The organism is Pseudomonas sp. NY15435 (assembly GCF_048068295.1).
Classification (GTDB): domain Bacteria; phylum Pseudomonadota; class Gammaproteobacteria; order Pseudomonadales; family Pseudomonadaceae; genus Pseudomonas.
Genome location: NZ_JBLUQA010000001.1, coordinates 1 through 23,233, shown reverse-complemented (window position 1 = coordinate 23,233; position 23,233 = coordinate 1). Strand labels below are relative to the sequence as shown.

Below are 23,233 nucleotides of genomic sequence, written 5' to 3'. Positions count from 1 at the left end.
TGATGCAAGACTCCGTCAAACAGCCCGCGTGGCTGAGCCTGTCCGAAGACGCGGCGGTGGTGAAGCTGTCCCGTCCGACCTCCTGCAATGGCGTCGAGGTCGATGCCGTTACCCTGCGCGCGCCGACCGTGCGCGATATCCGCCAGGCCAGCAAGGTCTCCAGCGACGACGAGGAGCGCGAACTGCAGTTGTTCGCCTCGTTGGCGCAGGTGAGCCGCCAGGATCTGGAGGGGCTCAAGCTCAGCGACTACCAGCGCCTGCAGCACGCCTACTTTCGCCTGGTGCGAGAGGACGCGGATGAGCTTCGCGCGGATGCGCCAGCTGGCGCGGCAGCTGGCGGCTGAGTCGGGCTTCACGGCCGGCGAACTGGACCGCATGACTCTCAGTGACCTGCGTTGGTGGCTGGGGGACGAGGCGGGCTAGTTCGCCCGTAAGGAGGCACCGTGCCCCGGTGCCTCCTGTCGTCAGAGGGGAGTGAAATGAACATGAGTGAAAGCCCAAGGGTGACGGTAGTCCTCGGCCCCGAATTGGGAGAGGCATTGGAGCGGTCGCTTGGCGGGACGCTGAAGGACTCGCTCGGTCTGGCAGTCGCTGATGCCTTGCTGCGCCTGGAGAGTGCACGCGCGGGGCGAGCCACGGAGCGAGCAGGCGGCGCACCGCCGACTCTGGATCTGCATCAATCGTGGCGCGACGGGGCGCAAAGCGGGAACCAGCTGGCTCAGCAGACACTTGAAGCCCTCCGAGAAATTGCCGCGCTGCTTCGTCAACCGGGAGTCGTAGCGGCGCGACCCGCCACAGGACTGCTCGGCAGCACCACAATTGCCCTGCCTCCCGTAGCGTACGAGTGGTCCAAGAAAGAGTCCGCGATTCCCGAGGCCTTCTCCGGTCCCAGGGAGGCCGCGGTATTCGGACTTCGCAATGCGCTCCAGTACGAGCAGCGCATTCAGGAAATTGCCGTCAGGGGAGGATTGGTGCCGGGCCAAGCATCCGAGGCTCTGGTGGCGAAGCAGGTCGAAGCGGCTGCCAGAGGCAGCGGCATGGATTCCAGCGCTGCGCTGGACATGGTCCGACTGATGATGAATGCCGGACTCACGCTTGAGCGGAGCCTGCAGTATCTGCCCGCGGCGACAAAGCTTCAGTACGGCAAGGCACTGACATCTGAAGCTGTGGTGGGCCTTGTCACGAATATCCTGCAGCAGGGCAACGGCGATGCGGCGGACGTGGAGCGGGGGCTGGGGGTGATCTCATGGCGCGCCCAGCAGGAAGGCGTGTCCGTCGAGCAGTTGGTCCGCCGATTGGACGCCGGGCAGGATGTACGCTCCTGGAAGCAGGTTCTGCAGCGTCCCGAGCAGATGCGGGTCGATCCGGGCGTGGAATTGCAGAGCTCAGTCGATGCGCGACGCAATACCGTGCAGGGGCGGCGTAACGCTACGGAGAATTCCCTGGGCGGCATGCTCCAGGCCGGCGGGAGCGTTAGCCTGAGGACAATGGATGCGGGGTTGCCGTTGGCCACAAGCGTTGCCACAGGTTTGACTCGGGCAGCCTCTCTGGATGGCGCGCGGATGGCTCTGGCAACGCTTCAGTTCGGTCTGGCGCAGGAGATGGCTGCGGAATTTGCTGCGGAGTTGGGCTACGAAAGACAAGCACAGGGCATTCGTTCGCTGGATCCCGGTCCGCTGCGATCTCCGGGAGCCTTGATCGATTATTTTCGGGAGCGGCTGGCGGGTGAGAAGCCGTCGCCCAATGCTTCGGCGACAGCGCGCCTGCCATCGCTGGGGCAAGCTCTGAGCCAGACTCTGCAGCACCAGACGCTTGTTCAGATCAGCCCTGACTCTCCCAAAGAGTCGTTGCTTGATCGTTGGCGCGCTGTGGGTGGGGCCGTTGGTGCTCCGGCAGATTCTCCGGCGGTGGGGCCCTCGGTCGGTAGCGTTGTGGGTGGGGGACTGCTCGCCGCCTTGTTGCTTTCCCCGGTGGGCAGTCTGATCGGGGCCACTCTCGGCATCCTGGCGAGCCAGGACGCTGACGACAACGGGGCGGCGGCTAAATCGGGCACATCTCGCGACGCGGAGCATGCGCCGGTGCAACCATCGCCACGCGATCCCAGTTCTGCCAGCGGTGCCTTGGCCCCAGACCAGGCACAGAACTGGACCTTCTCTCCCCAGATCAGCATCAACGTAGCCGGCAACGTCAGCGACCCCGATCAACTGGCCAACGAACTGCTACCGCGCTTGCGGCGGATGCTGGCGGATTTCTCTCAGGACCGGCAGCGCGATGCGCTGTTCGACATGGCCGTGGTTTAAGGAGGCGGTATGGCGTATTGGCAACAGATGCAGAACGGCCTGTCGCAGCTCGCCCGGGCGGCCGAGGATGGTCGCCGCGATCTGGACGAGGTGATCGCGCCAGTAAACGGTGCGGTCAGTGAAATCCGGGGGGCGGCCGGCGAGCTGGAAGGTTTGCCGGGTGTTACGCCGGAGATGGCGGGCAAGGTGCAGCGTGCGATGCAGGGCATCGAGCGCGCGCAGGTAAAGGTCAACAAGGTGGTCAACACCTACAACAGCGCTACGCGAGCCTTGAAGGGCATCGATGAGCGCATGCAGGGGCTGGGCGAACAGGTGGACCGGGCCAGGAAGGCGGTGGACAAGGTCATCGGCAAGGTCGGTGATTCGCTGGGTTCGATACTGCCCAGCTCGGTACTGGCGCCCAAGCCCTCGCCCGGTGATTTCATGTGCGCGATCCCCCAGCCGCATCTGCTGGTCATGACGGTGCTGGGTTCGCAGACCCAATTCTACTTCAATATCGACACGGTGCCCTTCGAATCGGCGACTCGCACCAGCCAGCTCACCTGGAAGGACCAGGCGCGGCTAGGCCGCCGGGGCGCGCTGCAATATGTCGGCGTTGGTTCGGAGACGCTGCTGCTGAGTGCGAAGCTCATGCCGGCCCTGTCGCGGGCATCGGGTAAGCGCGTGGGATGGAAGATTCCGAACCAGCTGCGCGAAATCGCCTTGAGCGGCAAACCGGTGAGCCTGATCAGTGGCTATGGGGATCCCCTGGGAACCTGGTGCCTGACGAAGGTGACCGAGACGCAGAGTGCTCTGCTCACTAATGGGGCCCCGCGTAATCAAGTCTTCGAACTGGAGTTCAGCCGCTATGGCGACGACAACGATGTATCGCAGCAGTAATGGCGACGTGCTGGATCAGCTCTGCTATCAGCACTACGGCCACCTCAAGGGTTGCGTGGAGGCGGTGCTCAACGCCAATCCGGGCCTGGCCGACGAGCCGCAACCATTGCGTGCCGGCGTGCTGATCCGCATGCCCGACCTGGGGGCGCCGGACAACCCGCAGGTCCGCTTGTGGGATTGATTCGGCTGTTCCATCCAGGCCCCGCAAGCGCGGGGCTTTTTCATTCGGGTGACCTATGAAACCTGTCTTTCGCATCGTCGCCGATGGGCGCGACATCACGGCACAGGTCAATGATCGCGTGCTCGATTTGGAAGTGACCGATAAACACGGTCTGGAGTCGGACACGCTTTCGCTCACCCTCGACGACCGCGCCGGCACGGTGGCACTGCCTCGGCGCGGCGCAGAGCTGGCGCTGTACCTGGGTTACGCGGAAACGGGCGTAGCACCGATGGGGCGCTACAAGGTCGACACCATCACTTTCAGCGGTGCGCCAGACACGCTGGTGATCAAGGCCAAGTCTGCGGACTCGCGCAACGTCGCGAAATCCATACGCAGCGACAGTTGGGAGGACGTGACGCTGGCGGAGGTCGTCGAGCGCATCGCCGGCCGCAACGGCTGGACAGCCCGGTGTGAGGTGACGACGCGGATCGTCCGCGCGGACCAGATCAACGAGTCCGACTATCACTTCATTACCCGGTTGGCGCGGCAGTACGACTGTACGGCGAAGATCGCCGACCTGAAGCTGTTGGTCATGCCACGCCAGGCTGGCCGGAGCGCATCGGGGCAGCCGCTGGACAGGGTTCTGCTCCAGCGCGAAGACGTCAGCTCCTTCAGCTTCACTCTGGATGATCGCAAGGTGGTCGCGCAGGTGAGCGTGCCGTACCAGGGGGCCGATGGCGTCCTGCGGACAGTCACGGTGGCCAATCCAAACGCGCCGAAGAAGGTGCAGGCCGAGTACGTCGAGCGCCACGTCCAGGCCAACGAGGCGGCGGCGAAGCAACTGGCCAGGTCGCGCCTGGCGGACTTCAACCGGCAGACCGCCGGCGTACGCCTGCAACTGCCGGGACGCACCGATCTGTTTGCCGAGTGCCGGGTCGAGTTGAGTGGTTTCAAGGCGGGAGTCGACGGCGTTTACCTGGTCGATACCGTTACCCAGCACTACGACGCAGGCGGCTGGACCACTCGTGTGATGTGCAATGGCGGTAACGATGGCAAGGCGCAGGCGGGGGAGGGCGGCTGACATGCTTATCGACGAACGCCAGCTCTTGCTGGTCCTGCCCAACGCCCGCCCCGTAGCGGGCGTTTTTCTGCCAGCGCTCGATGCAGCCATGCGCGACTTCGGCATCGACACGCCGCCGCGCGTTGCTGCCTTCATTGCCCAGGTCGGCCATGAAAGCGCTCAACTGACCCGTTGTGTGGAAAACCTGACCTACAGCGCCCAGCGATTGGCTGCCGTCTGGCCGCGGCGCTTTCGCAGCGCCGATGGCTCGCCCACGGCGCTGGCGCGGGAGGTGGCGTACCAGCCGGAGCGCATCGCCAACCTCGTCTACGCCGGGCGCAACGGCAATGGCGATGAGGCGTCCGGCGATGGCTGGCGCTTCCGTGGGCGCGGTCTGCTGCAGGTGACCGGGCGGAGCAATTACCGTTCTGTCGGCGAAGGTCTCGCGCAACCCTTTGTCGCCCGCCCGCAATTGCTGGCGGAGCCGCGCTGGGCATGTCGATCCGCCGCCTGGTGGTGGCAGCGCAATGGGCTCAACGAACTGGCCGACGCGGCGCGTTTCGAGGACATCACCCGGCGCATCAATGGCGGGTTGAATGGCCTGGATGAGCGTGTTCGGCTATGGCGGCGCGCACAGGAGGTGCTGGCATGAGCCGCTTCTGGCTGGCGCTGGGCATCGCGTGTTTTCTGCTGGGTGGATTCCTTGGAGGTTGTCTGGCGGCGCGCTTCTATGGCGGGCAACTGGAGAGCCTGCGTCGGGACCAGGCGCGCTGCAGCGAGGTGGGCAAGGCGTTGGAGGCGAGGCTGGCGCTGCAGAACGAGCAGGTCGTGGCGCTGGAACAAACGGCTCGTCAGCGCGCTGAAACCGCTGAGCGAGCCCTGGCGGCGGCCCGCGAGCAGGCAGAGAGCCACGAAGCGGCCGCCAGCCGGCTTCTGCTGGGGCGCAGCCAGGGCGAGGAGTGCGCCGTGGTGCGCGAGCTGATCGACCGGGAGCTGTTGCCATGAGATGGCTGGCGCTGACCCTTCCGCTATGGCTTGCCGGCTGCGCCACGACCGCAACGCAGCCCGTGGCAATCCGAATCCCTGTCCCGGTACCGTGCCGGGCGCCGGCCATCGAGCCCCCTCGCTTCGCCACCGCCAACCTGCGCCCGGCGGACGATCTGCAAACCAAGGTGCGCGCGCTGCTGGCCGAGCGGCAGCAGCGCCTCGCCTACGAAACCCGCCTGCGCGCGGCCCTCGACGCGTGCCGCTGAAACTTCCTACCTTCGTCGGCAGGGGCGCCACGCGTATTGCGCTGGCGCCCGGCCTTGGGCTACTGTTCGGCCATCGCTAGGCGAGACCGCAACCGTGATCCACCGCACCCGCATCATCACCTCCCTCCTCAAGGCATTCGCCCGTTGGCGCTGGCGCGCCTGATTCCTTCTTTCCCGGCATAGCGCCGGTCTCTTCTTACGCGTCCATTTCTTCCATCCGCTGGCATAATCGCCAGATTCGCGCAGCCTGCGAGGCCGCAACGGGTGTCGACGATGGCGCGATCCGAAAGCAGTGCAATCATGAGGTTCGAGCAGACATGCTGCTGATGATCGATAACTACGACTCCTTCACCTACAACCTGGTGCAGTACTTCGCCGAGTTGAAGGCCGACATCCACGTCATTCGCAATGACGAGCTGAGCGTCGACGAGATCGCCGCTCTCAATCCCGAACGCATCGTCCTGTCCCCCGGCCCGTGCACGCCGAACGAGGCGGGCGTGTCCCTGGAAGTCATCGAGCGCTTCGCCGGCAAGCTGCCGCTGTTGGGCGTGTGCCTGGGGCACCAGTCCATCGGCCAGGCCTTCGGCGGCGATGTGGTACGTGCCCGCCAGGTCATGCACGGCAAGGTCAGCCCGGTGTTCCACAAGGACCTGGGCGTGTTTACCGGCCTGAACAATCCGTTGACCCAGACCCGTTACCACTCCCTGGTGGTAAAGCGCGAGACGCTGCCCGACTGCCTGGAAATCACCGCCTGGACAGCGCTGGAAGACGGCTCGGTCGACGAGATCATGGGCCTGCGCCACAAGACGCTGAACGTCGAAGGCGTGCAGTTCCACCCCGAGTCGATCCTCTCCGAACAGGGCCACGAGATGCTGGCCAACTTCCTCAAGCAGACCGGCGGGGTGCGCGCATGAATATCAAGGAAGCCCTCAGCCGCGTGGTCAACCAGCTGGACCTGACCACCGAGGAAATGCAGGACGTCATGCGCGAGATCATGACCGGGCAGTGCACCGACGCGCAGATCGGCGCCTTCCTCATGGGCATGCGGATGAAGAGCGAGACCATCGACGAGATCGTCGGCGCCGTGGCAGTGATGCGCGAGCTGGCCGACCAGGTCGAGCTGGACAGCTTGAAGCACGTGGTCGATGTGGTCGGCACCGGCGGCGATGGCGCGAACATCTTCAACGTATCCTCGGCGGCGGCCTTCGTGGTCGCCGCAGCGGGCGGCAAGGTCGCCAAGCACGGTAACCGTGCGGTTTCCGGCAAGAGCGGCAGCGCCGACCTGCTGGAAGCAGCCGGCATTTACCTGGACCTCAAACCCGTCCAGGTGAAGCGCTGCATCGAGACCGTCGGCGTCGGCTTCATGTTCGCCCAGGTCCACCACAAGGCCATGAAACATGCCGCCGGCCCGCGCCGCGAGCTGGGCCTGCGTACCCTGTTCAACATGCTCGGCCCGCTGACCAACCCGGCCGGCGTGAAGCACCAGGTGGTCGGCGTGTTCAGCCAGGCGCTGTGCCGTCCGCTGGCCGAAGTGCTCAAGCGCCTGGGCAGTGAGCACATCCTGGTGGTGCATTCCCGCGATGGACTGGATGAGTTCAGTCTCGCCGCGCCGACCCATGTCGCCGAACTGAAAGACGGCGTGGTCACCGAATACGAAGTGCAGCCCGAAGACTTCGGCATCAAGAGCGAGAGCCTGATCGGTCTGACCGTGGACAGCCCGCAGCAGTCGCTGGAGCTGATCCGTGACGCCTTGGGCCGACGCAAGACCGAGGCCGGGCAGAAGGCCGCCGAGCTGATCGTGCTCAACGCTGGCGCCGCGCTCTACGCGGCAGACCTGGCCACCAGCCTGCACGAAGGCATGCAATTGGCCCACGACGCCCTGCACACGGGGCTGGCGCGGGAGAAGATGGAAGAGCTGGCGGCCTTCACCGCCGTTTACCGAGAGGAGAACGCACAGTGAGTGTGCCGACGGTTCTGCAGAAGATCCTGGCCCGCAAGGCCGAAGAAGTCGCCGAACGCCGCGCCCGTGTCGCCTTTGCGGAGGTGGAACAACTGGCGCGTGCGGCCGATGCTCCGCGTGGTTTCGCCAACGCCCTGCTGGAGCGCGCCAAGCGCCGCGAGCCGGCAGTGATCGCCGAGGTGAAGAAGGCTTCGCCGAGCAAGGGCATCCTGCGCGAGAACTTCGACCCTGCCGATATCGCCCGCAGCTACGAGGAAGGTGGCGCTGCCTGCCTCTCGGTGCTGACCGACATCGACTTCTTCCTCGGTAGCGACGCCTACCTGAAGGAAGCCCGCGCGGCCTGCTCGCTGCCGGTGATCCGCAAGGACTTCATGATCGACCCGTACCAGGTGGTGGAAGCCCGTGCCATCGGCGCCGACTGCATCCTGCTGATCGTCTCGGCGCTGGATGACGTGCGCATGGCCGAGCTGGCCTCGGTGGCCAAGGACGTCGGCCTCGACGTGCTGGTGGAAGTGCATGACGCACCGGAACTGGAGCGCGCGCTGAAGACCCTGGACACTCCGCTGGTCGGCATCAACAACCGCAACCTGCACACCTTCGAGGTGAGCCTGGAGACCACCCTGGACCTGCTGCCGGAAATCCCGCGCGAGCGCATGGTGATTACCGAAAGCGGCATCCTCAATCGCGCCGATGTCGAGCTGATGGAAGTCAGCGATGTGTTCGGCTTCCTGGTCGGCGAAGCCTTCATGCGTGCCGACGAGCCGGGCACCGAGCTCAAGCGCCTGTTCTTCCCCGAGCGCAGCAAGGTCAAGCTGGGCGCCGATCCGGACTGACAGCTCTTTGTAGGAGAGAGCTTGCTCGCGAACTGCCCAGGCGCAGTAGTGGCCTTGTAATGTTCGCGAGCAAGCTCGCTCCTACAGAATCAGGGCAACAAAAAAGCCGGCAATTGCCGGCTTTTTTGTTTTCTGGCGTTTCTTCAGCGGGTGCCGAAGACCACCATGGTCTTGCCCTTCACGTGTACCAGACCCTGCTCCTCCAGGCTCTTGAGCACGCGACCGACCATCTCGCGGGAGCAGCCGACGATACGGCCGATTTCCTGACGGGTGATCTTGATCTGCATGCCGTCCGGGTGGGTCATGGCGTCCGGCTGCTGGCACAGGTCCAGCAGGGTGCGCGCGACACGACCGGTGACGTCGAGGAAGGCCAGGTCACCGACCTTGCGCGTGGTTTTGCGCAGGCGGTCCGCCATCTGGCTGCCGAGGGTGAAGAGAATCTCCGGGTCCTGCTGGCTCAGTTCGCGGAACTTCGCATAGCTGATCTCAGCGACTTCGCATTCGGTCTTGGCGCGAATCCAGGCGCTACGCTCCTGGCCGGTACTGCCTTCCTTCTCGAAGAGCCCCATCTCCCCGAAGAAATCGCCGGTATTGAGGTATCCGATGATCATCTCGCGGCCATCGTCATCCTCGATCAGGACGGTTACCGACCCCTTGATGATGAAGAACAGGCTCTCGCAGCGGTCACCGGCGTAGATGATGGTGCTCTTGGCGGTGAAGCGGCGGCGATGACAGTGCGCGAGCAACTTGTCGAGGTTCTTTATTTTGGGTGTGAGGGTAATAGCTACCATGCCCGAGTCCCGGAAAGTAGAAAAAGTGGCCTTTGCACAACAGGCGCTAATGATTTGTTATGACCAGCTGTAGTGCCGTGCGTCCCTGGCTCGATCCCCCTCGATCCGCAGGGCGGCGATTGCCTAGCTGAGCATTCTTGCGTGAACGTAAATCCGCAAGAGCTTAACAGACGTCGTGTTACCAGCAATTGGAAGTCTGGAACGTTCGTGTAGGCAATTTCCGAGAGTGTGCCAGTAAACCGGCGCCAGCTTAAGTGATAAATGCATACTTGCCGTGTGGAAATGAGACCTGGGTAACAGCCGTCGCTCCCACTGGGCGTGCTAGGGGCCTGTGATAAGCTGTCGCCCCTTTTTTTTCCGGCGGAGTTCCTTGCAATGAAAGCGCGAATCCAGTGGGCGGGCGAGGCGATGTTCCTCGGCGAATCCGGCAGTGGCCACGTCGTGGTGATGGATGGTCCGCCAGACGCCGGTGGCCGCAACCTGGGCGTGCGCCCGATGGAGATGCTCCTGCTCGGTCTGGGCGGCTGCACCAACTTCGACGTGGTCAGCATCCTGAAGAAGGGCCGCCAGCCAGTGGAAAGCTGCGAAGCCTTCCTTGAAGCAGAGCGTGCCGACGAGGACCCGAAGGTGTTCACCAAGATCCACGTGCACTTCGTGGTCAAGGGCCGTGGTCTGAAGGAAGCGCAGGTCAAGCGCGCGGTCGAGCTGTCGGCCGAGAAGTACTGCTCCGCCTCGATCATGCTCGGCCGTGCCGGCGTCGAGATCACCCACGACTACGAGATTGTGGAACTGGGCTGACAGGCACCTTCATCCTTTCATCATCAAGGGTGCGCAAACTCTGGCAGAGGTCGACTGACCTCTGCATAATGCGCCACCTTTTTTCAGGGCCATTCGGCCCGAAACCAAGCAACCACAATCGCCATCGCGAAGAGGTGTAAACCGTCCTACGCAGGTGCCGCCGTACGCATCTGACGGGCATGCTCAACCACGCGGCAGAGCCGCATTTGACGAGAGTTATCCCACGGTGAAAAGCAAACTCAAGCTCCACGGGTTCAACAACCTGACGAAGACCTTGAGCTTCAACATCTATGACATCTGCTATGCCGAGACGCCTGAAGACCAGCAGGCTTACGTGCAGTACATCGACGAAGAGTACGATGCTGAACGACTCACGCAGATCCTCACCGATGTTGTCGACATCATTGGCGCAAACATCCTGAACATCGCTCGTCAGGATTACGATCCGCAAGGCGCCAGCGTAACCATCCTGATCTCCGAGCAGCCGGTCACCCCGACTGACAGCCAGATCGAGGAATCCCCGGGGCCGCTACCGGAAACCATCCTGGCGCACCTCGACAAGAGCCATATCACCGTGCACACCTATCCGGAGATTCATCCGGTGGAAGGCATCGCGACCTTCCGGGTGGACATCGATGTGTCGACTTGCGGCGTTATCTCGCCGCTGAAAGCGCTCAACTACCTCATCCACCAATTCGATTCGGACATCGTCACCGTGGATTACCGCGTGCGCGGCTTCACCCGCGATGTGGAAGGCAAGAAGCACTTCATCGACCACGAGATCAACTCGATCCAGAACTATCTCTCCGACGACACGTACGAGGCCTATCAGATGACCGACGTGAACGTGTACCAGGAGAACCTGTTCCACACCAAGATGCTGCTCAAGGAGTTCGACCTGGACAACTACCTGTTCGGTGACGCGACCCGCAACCTGTCGCCCGAGCAGCGCAAGCAGGTGGAGGAGCGCGTACGGCACGAAATGCTGGAGATCTTCTACGCGCGCAACATGCCGCGCTGATCGAGCTACTGCGCTGGGAGACACGGCGTTGAAAAGCCGGGCTGAAATGCTCATTTGCTGCAGCAAACTCCGCTTTCATCCTGACTTTTCGCCTTGTCTCTCCTGCGCTCGCAACGCTCGACAGTAGAAACGAAAAAGGGGCGCCCACTGGGCGCCCCTTTTTTTGTCGGCCGGATCAGATCCGGTAGGTGGACTTGGTCATCACCTTGGACAGCAGGGTCATACCGAACTTCACCGGCGCCGGGAAGCGCAGGCCGCCGGCCTCGATGGCGCTGGTGGCGTGGTGCTCCTCGTCCTCGCGCATCTGCTCGAGAATGGCGCGGGACTTCTGGTCCTCGGCGGGGATTTCCGCCAGGTGTTCGTCCAGGTGCTTGCACACCTGATCTTCGGTGGCGGCGACAAAGCCCAGGCTGACCCGGTCGCTGATCAGCCCGGCAGCAGCGCCGACGCCGAACGACAGGCCGTAGAAGATCGGGTTGAGCACGCTCGGGCGGCTGCCCAGTTCGCGGATGCGCTGTTCGCACCAGGCGAGATGGTCGACTTCCTCGTCGGCGGCTTCTTCCATGGCCTTGCGCACCTTCGGCAGCTTGGCGGTCAGCGCCTGGCCCTGGTACAACGCCTGCGCGCAGACCTCGCCGGTATGGTTGATGCGCATCAGGCCGGCCACGTGGCGGGCATCGGTGTCGCTGAGCTCGGCATCCGGCTGGACGATGGCGGGGGACGGGCGCCCCGGATGGCCACTGAAAGGCAGCAGGGTGCGCAGCGCGGCATCGGCCTGCAGCAGGAAGCGGTCGGCGGGGGAGTAGTGACGGTCGGCGGACATGGCGCACCTCCGGAAGGAACATTCGCCCGGCAGTTTACCGGATGGCGGATGACAGGTCTTGCCGAGGTGCGCGCAGCGTCTTCTTGTCGATTGCTCGGCGATCAGCCCGGCGGCCAATGCATCTGGCGCTGACCCAGCACGTGCATGTGGATATGGTGCACGGTCTGGCCGCCCAGGTCGTTGCAGTTCATCACCACACGGAAGCCCTCGTCGCAGCCTTGTTCCCTGGCCAGGCGCTGGGCGGTGAAGAGGATGTGCCCAGCCAGCGGCTTGTCTACCTCGGTCAGGTCATTGAGCGTCGAGATGTGCTTCTTCGGGATTACCAGGAAATGCACTGGCGCCTGCGGGCCAATGTCGTGGAAGGCAATCACCTGCTCATCTTCATAGAGCTTGCGCGCGGGAATGTCCCCGGCGACGATCTTGCAGAACAGACAGTCCACGAAATGCTCCTCCAGTCGTGTGGTCAGGAGCACGAGTTTAGCGGCCGTCGACCACCGCGCCCAGTTCCGGGCCGGTCAATGCAAGGAGCAAGCGTGCAGAACGATATCCATGACCTGGGCCTGGTGCTCGATTCCAGGGTCAAGCTGATCGTCATCGAGTCCTGGGACGAACCTCGTGTGCTGGAGACCCTGACCGGCCTGGCGGTACGGCGTGGGCTCAACCTGCAGCTGTGGTCGGCAACCGAAGGTCTGCAGCGCCTCGGCTTTGGTGGCGAGCCCCAGGGCGAGGGCGACAGCCGTGAGGCCGAGAATGCACTGCGCCTGATCAAGGCCGATCCGCAGCCGAACCTCTATGTGCTCTGCGATCTGCATCCCTATCTGGTGGATAACCCGCGTGCCGTGCGTCTGCTCAAGGAGATCGCCATGGCCGAGGGAAATTTCCGCCCCACAGTGGTGCTGGTTTCCCATGCATTGAAATTGCCCGCCGAGGTCCAGCGCTTCGCCGCGCGCTTTGCCTTGTCGCTGCCTTCCGAGGATGAACTGGTCGGGCTGGTACGCGAGGAAGCGAGCCGCTGGAGCGAGCGCAATAAAGGCGCGCGCGTGCGCACGGACAACCGAACGCTGCGCCAGGTGGTGAAGAACCTGCGCGGACTCACTCACGGTGAGGCGCGGCTGTTGGCGCGCAGCGTGATCTGCAACGATGGGGCGATCACCCAGGAAGACTTGCCCGAGCTCAACCGCACCAAGTTCGAGCTGCTCAATCTCGATGGCGTGCTCAGCTTCGAGCACGATACCGCGCGCTTTGCCGAAGTCGGCGGGCTGGCCAGCCTCAAGCGTTGGCTGGGCGAGCGGCAGAGCGCATTCACCGAAGGCAAGGACAAGGACCTGCCCAAGGGCGTGCTGCTGGTCGGTGTTCAGGGCGGTGGCAAGAGCCTGGCAGCCAAGGCGATCGCGGGTCTCTGGGGCCTGCCGCTGCTGCGCCTGGACTTCGGCAGCCTCTACAACAAGTACTTCGGCGAGACCGAGCGCAACCTGCGTGAAGCGCTACGCCTGGCCGACAGCATGGCGCCCTGCGTGCTCTGGGCGGACGAAATCGAAAAAGGCGTGGCCACCGGTGACCAGGACAACGGCGTCAGTCAGCGCGTTCTGGCCACGCTGCTGACCTGGATGGCCGAGCGCAAGGCGCCGGTATTCATGGTGGCCACCGCCAACGCCATCGATCGCCTGCCGCCGGAGCTGGTGCGCAAGGGGCGCTTCGACGAGCTGTTCTTCGTCGACCTGCCGGATCATGCCGTGCGGATGGACATTTTTCGCATCCACCTCGTGCGTCGTGAGCTGGAGGTGGCGCAGTTCGATCTGGGCGAACTGGCCGAAGCGGCAGACGGTTTCTCGGGTGCGGAGATCGAGCAGGCAGTGGTCGGCGCCTTCTATGCCGCACAGGCACGACAGAAGGCGGTGGACCAGACGCTGTTGCTGGAGGAAATCCGCCGTACCGCGCCCTTGTCGGTGGTCATGGCGGAGGAACTGGCCGCGCTGCGCCAGTGGGCGGACGGCCGTACCGTGCGCGCGGACTGAGTGCCGGTCAGCTGGCCAGCGCCAGGCGATTGATACGTCCGGCCAGCTTGCGCATGAGCCAGCGCGGCAGTAGGCGCACGCCGCAGGCGAACAGGCGGTTGCGCCAACCGGGGATGATGAGAGCGGGCGCGCGACGCAGCGCTTTCACGGCCAGGAAGGCCACTTCCTCGGGCGACATGACGCGCTTGCCGTCATCGAGCTTGCCCAGGCGCATGTCGGCATTGCGGTAGAAGGCCGTGCGGGTCGGCCCCGGGCACAGCACGGAAACCTTGATGCCGCGGCCCTTGAGTTCTTCGCGCAACCCCTCCGAGAAGTGCAGCACGAACGCCTTGCTGGCGTAGTAGCTGCTCATCCAGGGGCCGGGCAGCAGGCTGGCCATGGAGGCGACGTTGAGAATCCGTCCGCCGCCGGTTCGTTCCATCATCGCGCCGATGCCGTGGCACAGGCGTGCCAGGGCCAGGACATTGAGCTCCAGCAGTTCCTGCTCGCGCGACCAGTCCTGGTCGAGGAAGGCGCCGGAGGTGCCGATGCCCGCATTGTTCACCAGCAGCTCGATTTGCCGCCCGCTCTGCTCCAGCTCGTGCAGCAGGCCGGAAATCTGCAACGGCTCGGACAGATCGCAGACGCGGAACAGTACTTCCACCCCGAAACGCTGAGACAACTCGCAGGCGGCCGTTTCCAGTGCATCGCGCTGGCGTGCTACCAGGATCAGTGCCTGGCCCCGGCGGGCGAGGGCTTCGGCCAGGGCCAGGCCGATACCGCTGGAAGCGCCGGTGATGAGGGCAAAACGAGGCATTCAGGAGTCTCTGTGACGGGGTGGCGTTCGACCACGCCCGCCACGGGTTGTTGCATTACTGATCCGAGTCGCCGCCTTCGGTATCGCCACTGCTGAAGTCGCCGTCAGAGGGCTCCGCGGTGGCTGCCGGATCGGCAGCTTCGTCGCCTTGCTGGTACTGCGAGGCTTGCGCTGCTTGGGCACGCTCGACGTAGCTCTGGTAGGCGGGGATCGCGATGGCGGCGAGGATACCGCCAAACACCGGGAACAGCAGCCAGGAGAAGGCCAGGACCTTGACGCCGGTGCTGTTGGGCGGCGGCGGCGGACCGAAGCGGTTGGCGGTCTGCTCGCCGGGCATGAACAGCATCAGCAGGCTGAGGACCACGTTGACGAAGGGCACCAGCAGGGCGAGCCAGAGCCAGCCGGACCAGCCCAGGTCATGCAGGCGCTGCACGCCGATGGGCACGCTGAAGACCATGGCGGCGATGACCACCGCAGCAATGGCGGCTACGCCCAGTGGCAGCGAGACGGCCATCAGCAGACTGGCGACCAGGTAAGCACCAAAGACGATGAAGGACAGTGCGGCGGACCAGCCGAGGTAGCGCACGCGGCCGATCCGGCCGGACAGGCTGCGGACCTTCAGTTCGCCGAATTCCGGTAGGTCGTCGCCGACCTGTGCTTGGGGCGGAGCGTAGGGAGAGGCCGTTGCGTTCGCGGTTGGCGCCGCGGTGGTGGGCACCGGATTGGCTGCCAGTTCTGCCTGACGCGCCAGATACTTCTCGATGACGATGCCGCAGGCGCTGCACTCGATAGAGCTGGCCTGTTCATGCCCACACTTGGGGCAGGTCATCCGCTCGTTGCTGGCAGCTTCACCGGCGGCGCGGGCCGCCAGAGTCGACTCGCTGGGGTGGTCGTCGGTTTCCACCAGGCTGAAACCGGCAACGCCTTCGGCTTCCTTGCGGGCGTTGGCGCCGGCACCATGGAGCGCGCGCAGGTACTTGTCGGCTTCGTCGCCGGACAGATCGCGCTTGAGCACGACCGGCTGGCCGCTGAACAGCGCTTCGATTTTCGAGGCGTCGCTCTTGAACAGGCGGGCGAGGTTTTCCTTGGCGGTTTCCAGAGGGGTCTGCGGCATCAGCGCGCCGTCGAACACGATCTTGAAGCGGGATTGATCCATCGGGGCATCCTTGTCTTCTGGCTATGTTGGAATCGCTACAGCGTAATCGGGCCGCCGGGGGCCAACAAGCAGCCCCGGCGGATATATCGTGAGCGGTGCCGCAGCTCAGACCAGCAGTTGGTTGGACAGGCCGGCGCTGCGTGTCAGGGCCTGGCGGTACTCGTGGTCCAGCCGGGCGATCAGGTCGCCCACCGCGGGCAGGTCGCGGATATCGCCGACGCCTTGGCCGGCGGACCACACGGTCTTCCAGGCCTTGGCCTCGTCGCTCACCGGCTTGAGCTTTTCACCGTAGTTGAGCGCGCCCTTGTCGTTCAGCCGTTGCATGTCGAAGCCGGCGGCCTCCAGGCTCTGCCGCATGAAACTGGCTGGCACGCCGGAAACGGCGGGCGTATGGATGATGTCAGAGGCGCGGGCGTCGAGCAGCATGTGCTTGTAGTCCTCGGACGCGGCGCTTTCGCGGGTGGCGATGAAACGGGTGCCAAGGTAGGCCAGGTCGGCCCCCAATACCTGGGCGGCAAGGATTTCGTGGCCATGGTTGATGCAGCCGGCCAGCAGCAGGGTCTTGTCGAAGAACTGGCGGATTTCGGCGATCAGTGCGAAGGGGCTCCAGGTGCCAGCATGGCCACCGGCGCCAGCGGCCACGGCGATCAGGCCGTCGACGCCCGCCTCCGCCGCTTTCTCGGCATGCCGGCGGGTAGTCACGTCATGGAATACCAGGCCGCCATAGCTGTGCACGGCGTCCACCACCTCGCGCACCGCGCCCAGGCTGGTGATGACGATGGGCACCTTGTGCTCTACGCAGAGCTTCAGGTCCTCCTGCAGGCGTGGGTTGGTGTTGTGGACGATCAGGTTCACCGCATAGGGCGCGGCCTGCGGGTCGGCGGCCAGCCCCGCCTCGATCTCTTCCAGCCAGGCCTTGAAGCCGCTGCTCTCGCGCTGGTTCAGCGCCGGGAAGCTGCCGACGATGCCGCTCTTGCAGCAGGCCAGCACCAGTTGCGGGTTGGAGACCAGGAACATCGGTGCCGCCACCAGGGGAATGCGCAGGCGGCGGTCGAGCAGGGCGGGCAGGGACATGACAGTCTCCTTGTCGGGGTCAGAAGGGTTTGACGACCACCAGGATCACGATGGCGAGCAGGAACAGCACCGGCACTTCGTTGAACCAGCGGTAGAACACATGGCTGCGGCCGCTCTCGCCACGGGCGAAGCGCTTGAGCATGGCGCCGCAGGCGTGGTGGTAGCCGATCAGCAGGACGACCAGGGTCAGCTTGGCGTGCATCCAGCCCTGGGTCAGCCAAGCCGGATTGAGGTAAAGCATCCAGGCACCAAGCACGAGGGTGAGGATCATCGACGGCCCCATGATGCCGCGGTAAAGCTTGCGCTCCATGATGCAGAAGCGCTCGCGGCTGGCGGCGTCCTCGCTCATGGCGTGGTAGACGAACAGGCGCGGGAGGTAGAAGAGGCCGGCGAACCAGCAGACTACGGCAATGATGTGAAAGGCTTTCAACCACAGATAAAGCATCGGGACTTCCTCGGATCACGGTAGAGCCGATAGTAGTGGCGCCGTGCAATGCCGTCATCCCTGTGGCGGCGGCTGCGTAGGAAAGATCGCCTGCCTGCGTCAATCGGTATCGCAGAGCGGCCAGTTGCCCCTGATCGGAAAGACGAAACGCTCGCGCCGCGTAACCCTCAATTCAGGCTGATTCGCTCTGTTCAGCGGGGGCAGCGGCTCATATCATGACTGCCCCTGAATTTGGCCCCATAGGTGGAGTGACAGGCAGATGATCAAGGTCGGTATCGTAGGCGGTACGGGTTATACGGGCGTGGAACTGCTGCGCCTGCTGGCGCAGCATCCCCAGGCTTGCGTCGAGGTGATTACCTCGCGTTCCGAGGAGGGCGTGAAAGTCGCCGATATGTACCCGAACCTGCGAGGCCACTATGACGGCCTGGCCTTCAGCGTGCCGGACGTGAAGCGTCTGGGCGAATGCGATGTGGTGTTCTTCGCCACTCCGCACGGCGTGGCCCATGCGCTGGCCGGCGAACTGCTGGCAACGGGTACCCGCGTGATCGACCTCTCCGCGGACTTCCGCCTGCAGGACGCCGAGGAATGGGCCAAGTGGTACGGCCAGCCCCACGGTGCTCCGGATCTGCTGCCCGAGGCCGTCTACGGCCTGCCGGAAGTGAACCGCGAGGCCATCAAATCCGCACGCCTGATCGCCGTTCCAGGATGCTACCCGACTGCCACTCAGCTCGGCTTCATTCCGCTGCTGGAGAATGGCCTGGCCGATGCCAGTCAACTGATCGCCGACTGCAAGTCCGGCGTCAGCGGTGCCGGCCGTGGTGCCAAGGTCGGTTCGCTGTTCTGCGAAGCCGGCGAGAGCATGATGGCGTATTCGGTGAAAGGCCACCGTCACCTGCCTGAAATCAGCCAGGGCCTGCGTCGCGCGGCCAAGGGCGATGTTGGCCTGACCTTCGTGCCGCACCTGACCCCGATGATCCGCGGGATCCACGCGACGCTGTACGCACGCGTGGCCGACCGTGGTATCGATCTGCAGAAACTGTATGAAGAGCGCTATGCCAACGAGCCGTTCGTCGACGTGATGCCGGCCGGCAGCCATCCGGAAACCCGTAGCGTGCGTGGCGCCAATGTCTGTCGCATCGCGGTGCACCGTCCGCAGGGCGGCGACCTTGTGGTGATCCTGTCGGTGATCGACAACCTGGTGAAAGGTGCGTCCGGCCAGGCGATCCAGAACATGAACATCCTGTTCGGCCTGGACGAGCACCTGGGCCTGTCCAACGTCGCGCTGCTGCCTTGAGGAAAGACTGCCCCGGAAAGGCGGCCAATTGATCTGGACCAATGGATGAGTCGGATTAGTTGACCGTTTTTCTGGGGTAAGCGGATAATGGTCCGCAATGTTGTAACGTACGGCTTCGGCCGGGAGAGTTTTCACCATGACCATCGAAACCTTCACCCCCACTCCGCTGATGTTCTCGCAAGGCGCTGCGAACAAGGTGAAGAACCTGATCGACGAAGAAGGCAATCCGCGCCTCAAGCTGCGGGTGTTCGTCACGGGCGGTGGCTGTTCGGGCTTCCAGTACGGGTTCACCTTCGATGAAGACACCGCGGACGACGACACGATCGTCGAGCGCGATGGCGTCAACCTCGTGGTCGACCCGATGAGCTTCCAGTACCTCGCCGGTGCGGAAGTGGACTACCAGGAAGGCCTCGAAGGTTCGCGGTTCGTCATCAAGAACCCGAACGCAGCGACCACCTGCGGCTGCGGTCAGTCCTTCTCGATCTGATGCCGTTGATATGAAAACGCCGCGCAATTGCGCGGCGTTTTTGTTGGTGCCGTCGGATCAGGTTGGATAGTGCGCGCCAAGAATGCGCGGCCCCGTCGCGGCCGTGACTTCCGGGCAGTTTCCGGGCTCGCGCTCGAGAAAACGATGGGCCAGCCAGGCGAAGGCCATGGCTTCCATCCACTCCGGCGGAACGCCGCGATCGAGGCTGCTGATCACCCTGGCGCCAGGCATGTGCGCGGCCAGTCGCTGCATCAGCGTCGTATTGAAGGCGCCGCCACCGCAAACCACCACTTCCTCGCAGCCGGGCTGCGCATCCAATAGTGCCGCGGCGATGCTTTGGGCGGTCAGCTCAAGCAGGGATGCCTGCACATCCTCGCTTTTGACGGGACCATGCTTGGCCAGGATCGCGTTCAGCCAATTCAGGTTGAAGCGCTCGCGCCCGGTGCTCTTCGGGCCTTTGGCGGCAAAGAAGTCATCAGCCAGCATCTTTCGCAGCAGCGCCTGATCGATACTGCCACTGGCAGCCCAGGCGCCGTCGCGGTCGTAGGCTTCGCCACGCTGCTCCTGAATCCAGGCATCCAGCAGCACGTTGCCGGGGCCGCAGTCGAATCCGCGAACCGGCTTGCCAGGCCCGAGCAGCGATACGTTGCTGAATCCGCCCACGTTGAGGATGGCGCACTCTCGATCATCGCTACCGAACAGTGCGCGGTGAAAGGCGGGTACCAATGGTGCGCCCTGGCCGCCGGCGGCTACGTCGCGACGGCGGAAGTCGGCCACTACGTCGATGCCGGCCAGCTCGGCGAGCAGCGCCGGGTTGCCGATCTGCACGGTGAAGCCCAGATGCGGCTCATGGCGAATGGTCTGGCCGTGGCTGCCAATGGCGCGAATGGCGCTGGCGCTCAGCTTCTCGCGGGCGAGGAGTTCGTTGATGCCCTGTGCAGCCAGGCGTACCCAGCTGTTTTCCGCGAGGGCGGAGCGGGCGATTTCGTCAGGGCCGGAGGAGCAGAGTGCCAGGAGGTCGGCGCGGAGTGCCGCAGGCATCGGGAGGTAGTGGGAGGCGAGCAGGGTGGTCTGCTCGCCCTGCTCGATCAGGGCAATGTCCAGTCCGTCGAGACTGGTACCGGACATCACCCCCAGATAGAGCGGCATGGCTCAGCGCTTGTTCAGGGCCAGGAAGGTTGCTTTCTCCTGGTCCATGCGCGCGATCAGCGGTTGGGTCTGAGCCAGGAAGCGCTTGCGCTCCGGACCGCTCAGCGGGTCGGCTGTGGGCAGCTTGGCGCTCAGCGGGTCGACGTGCTGGCCGTTGACCTGGAACTCGTAATGCAGGTGCGGGCCGGTGGCCAGGCCAGTCATGCCGACATAACCGATGATCTGCCCCTGCTTCACTGCCACGCCGGAGCGGATGCCCTTGGCGAAGCGGCTCATATGGCCGTAAACGGTGCGATAGCGCTGGCCGTGCTGGATCACCACGGCGTTGCCGTAACCACCCTTGCGGCCGGCTTCGAGAATCTTGCCGTCGCCAGTTGCCTTGATCGGCGTGCCGATGGGGGCTGCGTAATCCACCCCCTTGTGTGCACGAATCTTGTTCAGGATCGGGTGGAAACGCCCAATCGAGAAGCGCGAGCTGATGCGAGCGAAGTCCACCGGAGTGCGGATGAACGCCTTGCGCATGCTGCTGCCGTCGGCGCGCAGGTAGCTGGTGTTGCCCTGTTTGTTGGTGTAGCGCACCGCGGTGTATTCCTTGCCGCGGTTGACGAAGCGTACAGCCAGGATGCTGCCGGTGCCGACCTGCTTGCCCTTCACCTGCTGGGATTCGTAGATCACATCGAACTCGTCGCCCTCGCGAATATCCTGGGCGAAGTCGATGTCGTAGCCCAGAACGTTGGCCATCGACATGATCAGGTCATGGGACAGGCCGGCATTACGGCCAGCAACGAACAGCGAACTGTCGATGCGACCGTGGGCATAGTTGGCGTGGACCGAGGGCTTCACCAGGTCGCGCTTGAAGTCATAGCCCTTGGCGGACTTGGCCAGGCTGATGGTTTCAAGATCGCTGCGCTTGACCTTCAGGCCCTGCAACTCGCCGTTGGAGCCGATGAGGAAGTCCACGTCCTGGCCGACATCAAGACGGGTGAACTGCTTGGCGTCCTTGTTGGCGGCAAGCATGTCGTGCACGGCGTTCGCCGGCAGGCCGGCCTTCGCGAACACGTTGGAAAGAGTGTCGCCCTTGCCCACGGTCACGCTCTTCCACGCAGGATCTGCGGGAGCGGAGGGGGAGGGTTGCTGCTTCGAATCGGCGAGATCGTTCTTCTTTTCCGCGTCTTTTCCGGCGCTGTTCTGGTCGTCCGGCTGGCCTTCTATCTGTGCAAAAGGCGAAGAGCCGTCGTCTTCCGTGACCGAATTGGGTCGAAGATCGTCTTTTTCCTGGAGAATCTGCTCGGTGCCGTTTTCCAGCTCAAGGTTGAGCGTGGTCTTCTTCGCCTCGACCTCGGCCGAGGGGAACACCAGCAGAGCCAGGCTGAGGAGCGCTGCTACACCGCTTGCGGCCAGCAGATGGCTCTTCGGGTAGTACGGCGCTTTCTGATCGGATTGCGTCATGGCGTGAGTGGTGTTTTTGGAATGTGAAATAACTGCCTAAAATATAACCAAATTCCCTCTGAAGCAACCCTGATGTCGGGCTTCTGACGTCATGTCCTCTGGCGCTGGGCAAAACTTGTTTTTAGTGCCTGTTCTTGTATCGTTGGTTCCCTTTCGCAATTCGCAACGTACAGGAACCTGCAATGAAGTCGGTCGAAGAGCAGCTGGCGCTGATCAAGCGTGGAGCAGACGAAATTCTCGTGGAAGCCGAGCTGATCGAAAAGCTCAAGCGCGGCCAGCCCCTGCGTATCAAGGCCGGCTTCGACCCGACCGCTCCGGACCTGCACCTGGGTCATACCGTCCTTATTAATAAGCTGCGTCAGTTCCAGGACCTGGGCCATCAGGTCATCTTCCTGATCGGCGACTTCACTGGGATGATCGGTGACCCCAGCGGGAAAAGTGTTACCCGCCCACCCCTCACTCGCGAGCAGGTTCTCGACAACGCTGAAACGTACAAGGCCCAGGTCTTCAAGATTCTTGACCCCGCGAAGACTGAAGTAGCCTTCAATTCCACCTGGATGGACCAGCTTTCCCCCGCTGATTTCATTCGTCTGGCTTCCCAGTACACCGTTGCTCGTATGCTGGAACGCGATGATTTCAGCAAACGCTATGCCAGTAATCAGTCCATCGCCATTCACGAGTTCCTTTATCCGCTGGTTCAGGGCTACGACTCGGTGGCCCTGCGTGCAGATGTCGAGCTCGGCGGCACCGACCAGAAATTCAACCTGCTGATGGGGCGCGAGCTGCAGCGCGCCTATGAGCAGGAGCCTCAGTGCATCCTGACCATGCCGCTGCTCGAAGGCCTGGATGGCGTCAAGAAGATGTCCAAGTCCCTGGGGAACTACATCGGCATCCAGGAAGCGCCGGGCGTCATGTACAGCAAGCTGGTCTCCATCCCGGACACTCTGATGTGGCGCTATTTCGAGTTGCTGAGCTTCCGCTCCATGGAAGAGATCGAAGGCTTCAGGAAAGACGTCGAGGCTGGCGCCAACCCGCGCGACATCAAGATCAAACTGGCCGAAGAGATTGTGGCTCGCTTCCATGGCGAAGAGGCGGCTGCTTCGGCGCACAAGTCTGCAGGTAACCGTCTTAAAGAGGGCGAGCTGCCGGAAGATCTGCCGGAAGTGGAAGTCGCTGCTGCAGAAGACCTGCCGATTGGCGCTGTCCTTAATAAGGCAGGCCTGGTGAAGAACTCTGCCGTCGCTCGCGATCTGCTGTCGTCTGGCGGTGTGCGTGTGGATGGTGAGGTCGTGGATCGCAGCTTTGTCTTCGAGATCGGCGCTACCCATGTGCTGCAGGCGGGCAAGAAGGCCTTCGCTCGCGTCTCCCTGGTCGCTGAGTGAAGAAAGTTTAAATTAGTCGTTGACGGCCCATTTAAACTCCCTATAATGCGCACCACTCCCAGCGACGAAGCGCTGAAAGAACTTGAAAATCAAGTACTTACAGAGATT

26 protein-coding genes are annotated in these 23,233 nt (G+C 63.6%); 17 read left to right on the top strand and 9 right to left on the bottom strand.

The features are described 5' to 3' along the window. Window positions 1-2: 2 nt before the first annotated feature. From ACNFH5_RS00130 to trpC, 11 genes are all read left to right on the top strand, one after another. Window positions 3-344 (top strand): phage tail assembly protein, encoded by a 342-nt coding sequence (locus ACNFH5_RS00130; RefSeq protein WP_416743355.1) that lies wholly within the window; start codon window positions 3-5, stop codon window positions 342-344. A gap of 135 nt (window positions 345-479) precedes the next feature. Continuing rightward, window positions 480-2,300, top strand: coding sequence for a hypothetical protein (locus ACNFH5_RS00125; protein WP_416743353.1), 1,821 nt, complete (start codon window positions 480-482; stop codon window positions 2,298-2,300). A gap of 9 nt (window positions 2,301-2,309) precedes the next feature. Further along, window positions 2,310-3,179 carry a phage tail protein gene (locus ACNFH5_RS00120; protein WP_416743351.1) on the top strand — a complete coding sequence of 290 codons (870 nt, stop codon included), beginning with the start codon at window positions 2,310-2,312 and terminating at the stop codon, window positions 3,177-3,179. After that, complete coding sequence (locus tag ACNFH5_RS00115) at window positions 3,148-3,360, top strand: tail protein X (protein ID WP_416743349.1); 213 nt, start codon at window positions 3,148-3,150, stop codon at window positions 3,358-3,360. The genes ACNFH5_RS00120 and ACNFH5_RS00115 overlap by 32 nt, the downstream gene beginning before the upstream one ends. Before the next feature lie 55 nt (window positions 3,361-3,415). Beyond that, the gene (locus ACNFH5_RS00110) at window positions 3,416-4,420 is read left to right on the top strand and encodes a phage late control D family protein (protein ID WP_416743347.1); all 1,005 of its coding nucleotides are present in this window, start codon (window positions 3,416-3,418) and stop codon (window positions 4,418-4,420) included. A 1-nt stretch (window position 4,421) separates the two neighbouring features. After that, complete coding sequence (locus ACNFH5_RS00105) at window positions 4,422-5,051, top strand: glycoside hydrolase family 19 protein (RefSeq protein ID WP_416743345.1); 630 nt, start codon at window positions 4,422-4,424, stop codon at window positions 5,049-5,051. Beyond that, window positions 5,048-5,404 (top strand): hypothetical protein, encoded by a 357-nt coding sequence (locus ACNFH5_RS00100; protein WP_416743343.1) that lies wholly within the window; start codon window positions 5,048-5,050, stop codon window positions 5,402-5,404. Before ACNFH5_RS00105 ends, ACNFH5_RS00100 begins: the two co-directional genes overlap by 4 nt. Further along, on the top strand, window positions 5,401-5,652 hold the full coding sequence (locus tag ACNFH5_RS00095) for a hypothetical protein (protein ID WP_416743341.1): 252 nt from the start codon (window positions 5,401-5,403) through the stop codon (window positions 5,650-5,652). Before ACNFH5_RS00100 ends, ACNFH5_RS00095 begins: the two co-directional genes overlap by 4 nt. 317 nt (window positions 5,653-5,969) lie before the next feature. Beyond that, a complete protein-coding gene (locus tag ACNFH5_RS00090) occupies window positions 5,970-6,566 on the top strand; it encodes an aminodeoxychorismate/anthranilate synthase component II (RefSeq protein ID WP_416743339.1) in 597 nt (198 codons plus the stop codon). Beyond that, a complete protein-coding gene (gene trpD / locus ACNFH5_RS00085) occupies window positions 6,563-7,612 on the top strand; it encodes an anthranilate phosphoribosyltransferase (RefSeq protein ID WP_416743337.1) in 1,050 nt (349 codons plus the stop codon). The genes ACNFH5_RS00090 and trpD overlap by 4 nt, the downstream gene beginning before the upstream one ends. Then, window positions 7,609-8,445, top strand: coding sequence for an indole-3-glycerol phosphate synthase TrpC (trpC, locus tag ACNFH5_RS00080; protein WP_416743335.1), 837 nt, complete (start codon window positions 7,609-7,611; stop codon window positions 8,443-8,445). The genes trpD and trpC overlap by 4 nt, the downstream gene beginning before the upstream one ends. 143 nt (window positions 8,446-8,588) lie before the next feature. On the opposite strand, the gene crp is transcribed toward trpC, so the two are convergent. Continuing rightward, window positions 8,589-9,236, bottom strand: a complete 648-nt coding sequence (gene crp, locus ACNFH5_RS00075) for a cAMP-activated global transcriptional regulator CRP (RefSeq protein ID WP_024763566.1) — start codon at window positions 9,234-9,236, stop codon at window positions 8,589-8,591. 375 nt (window positions 9,237-9,611) lie between these two features. Between crp and ACNFH5_RS00070 the strand changes: the two genes are divergently transcribed. Continuing rightward, entirely contained in the window at window positions 9,612-10,034 is a 423-nt protein-coding gene (locus tag ACNFH5_RS00070) for an OsmC family protein (protein ID WP_015475289.1), read from the top strand. Between the two features lie 226 nt (window positions 10,035-10,260). Continuing rightward, entirely contained in the window at window positions 10,261-11,055 is a 795-nt protein-coding gene (speD, locus tag ACNFH5_RS00065) for an adenosylmethionine decarboxylase (protein ID WP_138525630.1), read from the top strand. Between the two features lie 175 nt (window positions 11,056-11,230). Here speD and coq7 read toward each other — a convergent pair whose 3' ends face one another. Both coq7 and ACNFH5_RS00055 read right to left on the bottom strand, forming a co-directional pair. After that, on the bottom strand, window positions 11,231-11,878 hold the full coding sequence (gene coq7, locus ACNFH5_RS00060; RefSeq protein ID WP_081520755.1) for a 2-polyprenyl-3-methyl-6-methoxy-1,4-benzoquinone monooxygenase: 648 nt from the start codon (window positions 11,876-11,878) through the stop codon (window positions 11,231-11,233). Between the two features lie 101 nt (window positions 11,879-11,979). Then, window positions 11,980-12,318, bottom strand: coding sequence for a histidine triad nucleotide-binding protein (locus ACNFH5_RS00055; protein ID WP_416743333.1), 339 nt, complete (start codon window positions 12,316-12,318; stop codon window positions 11,980-11,982). A gap of 93 nt (window positions 12,319-12,411) precedes the next feature. Here ACNFH5_RS00055 and ACNFH5_RS00050 point away from each other — a divergent pair, with 93 nt between their 5' ends. Further along, window positions 12,412-13,893, top strand: coding sequence for an AAA family ATPase (locus ACNFH5_RS00050; RefSeq protein ID WP_416743331.1), 1,482 nt, complete (start codon window positions 12,412-12,414; stop codon window positions 13,891-13,893). Window positions 13,894-13,900: 7 nt separating this feature from the next. On the opposite strand, the gene ACNFH5_RS00045 is transcribed toward ACNFH5_RS00050, so the two are convergent. The 4 genes from ACNFH5_RS00045 to hemJ all read right to left on the bottom strand — a co-directional run bounded on the left by ACNFH5_RS00045 (window position 13,901) and on the right by hemJ (window position 17,364). Continuing rightward, window positions 13,901-14,689, bottom strand: a complete 789-nt coding sequence (locus tag ACNFH5_RS00045; RefSeq protein WP_416743329.1) for an SDR family NAD(P)-dependent oxidoreductase — start codon at window positions 14,687-14,689, stop codon at window positions 13,901-13,903. 55 nt (window positions 14,690-14,744) lie between these two features. Next, window positions 14,745-15,845, bottom strand: coding sequence for a DUF805 domain-containing protein (locus tag ACNFH5_RS00040; RefSeq protein WP_416743327.1), 1,101 nt, complete (start codon window positions 15,843-15,845; stop codon window positions 14,745-14,747). A 105-nt stretch (window positions 15,846-15,950) separates the two neighbouring features. After that, entirely contained in the window at window positions 15,951-16,919 is a 969-nt protein-coding gene (locus ACNFH5_RS00035; RefSeq protein WP_416743325.1) for an NAD(P)H-dependent flavin oxidoreductase, read from the bottom strand. A 19-nt stretch (window positions 16,920-16,938) separates the two neighbouring features. After that, the gene (gene hemJ, locus ACNFH5_RS00030) at window positions 16,939-17,364 is read right to left on the bottom strand and encodes a protoporphyrinogen oxidase HemJ (protein ID WP_416743323.1); all 426 of its coding nucleotides are present in this window, start codon (window positions 17,362-17,364) and stop codon (window positions 16,939-16,941) included. Between the two features lie 259 nt (window positions 17,365-17,623). On the opposite strand from hemJ, the gene argC reads away from it, so the two are divergent. Together argC and erpA are read left to right on the top strand one after the other, a co-directional pair. After that, window positions 17,624-18,658: an N-acetyl-gamma-glutamyl-phosphate reductase gene (argC, locus tag ACNFH5_RS00025; protein ID WP_416743322.1), complete on the top strand. Its 1,035-nt coding sequence runs from the start codon at window positions 17,624-17,626 to the stop codon at window positions 18,656-18,658. Between the two features lie 136 nt (window positions 18,659-18,794). Beyond that, the gene (erpA, locus tag ACNFH5_RS00020) at window positions 18,795-19,145 is read left to right on the top strand and encodes an iron-sulfur cluster insertion protein ErpA (protein ID WP_045212604.1); all 351 of its coding nucleotides are present in this window, start codon (window positions 18,795-18,797) and stop codon (window positions 19,143-19,145) included. A 57-nt stretch (window positions 19,146-19,202) separates the two neighbouring features. On the opposite strand, the gene ACNFH5_RS00015 is transcribed toward erpA, so the two are convergent. Both ACNFH5_RS00015 and ACNFH5_RS00010 read right to left on the bottom strand, forming a co-directional pair. Further along, complete coding sequence (locus tag ACNFH5_RS00015) at window positions 19,203-20,294, bottom strand: anhydro-N-acetylmuramic acid kinase (RefSeq protein WP_416743320.1); 1,092 nt, start codon at window positions 20,292-20,294, stop codon at window positions 19,203-19,205. Between the two features lie 3 nt (window positions 20,295-20,297). Further along, window positions 20,298-21,743, bottom strand: a complete 1,446-nt coding sequence (locus ACNFH5_RS00010; protein WP_416743318.1) for a peptidoglycan DD-metalloendopeptidase family protein — start codon at window positions 21,741-21,743, stop codon at window positions 20,298-20,300. 182 nt (window positions 21,744-21,925) lie between these two features. Between ACNFH5_RS00010 and tyrS the strand changes: the two genes are divergently transcribed. Beyond that, window positions 21,926-23,125 carry a tyrosine--tRNA ligase gene (gene tyrS, locus ACNFH5_RS00005; protein ID WP_416743316.1) on the top strand — a complete coding sequence of 400 codons (1,200 nt, stop codon included), beginning with the start codon at window positions 21,926-21,928 and terminating at the stop codon, window positions 23,123-23,125. Window positions 23,126-23,233 lie beyond the last annotated feature (108 nt).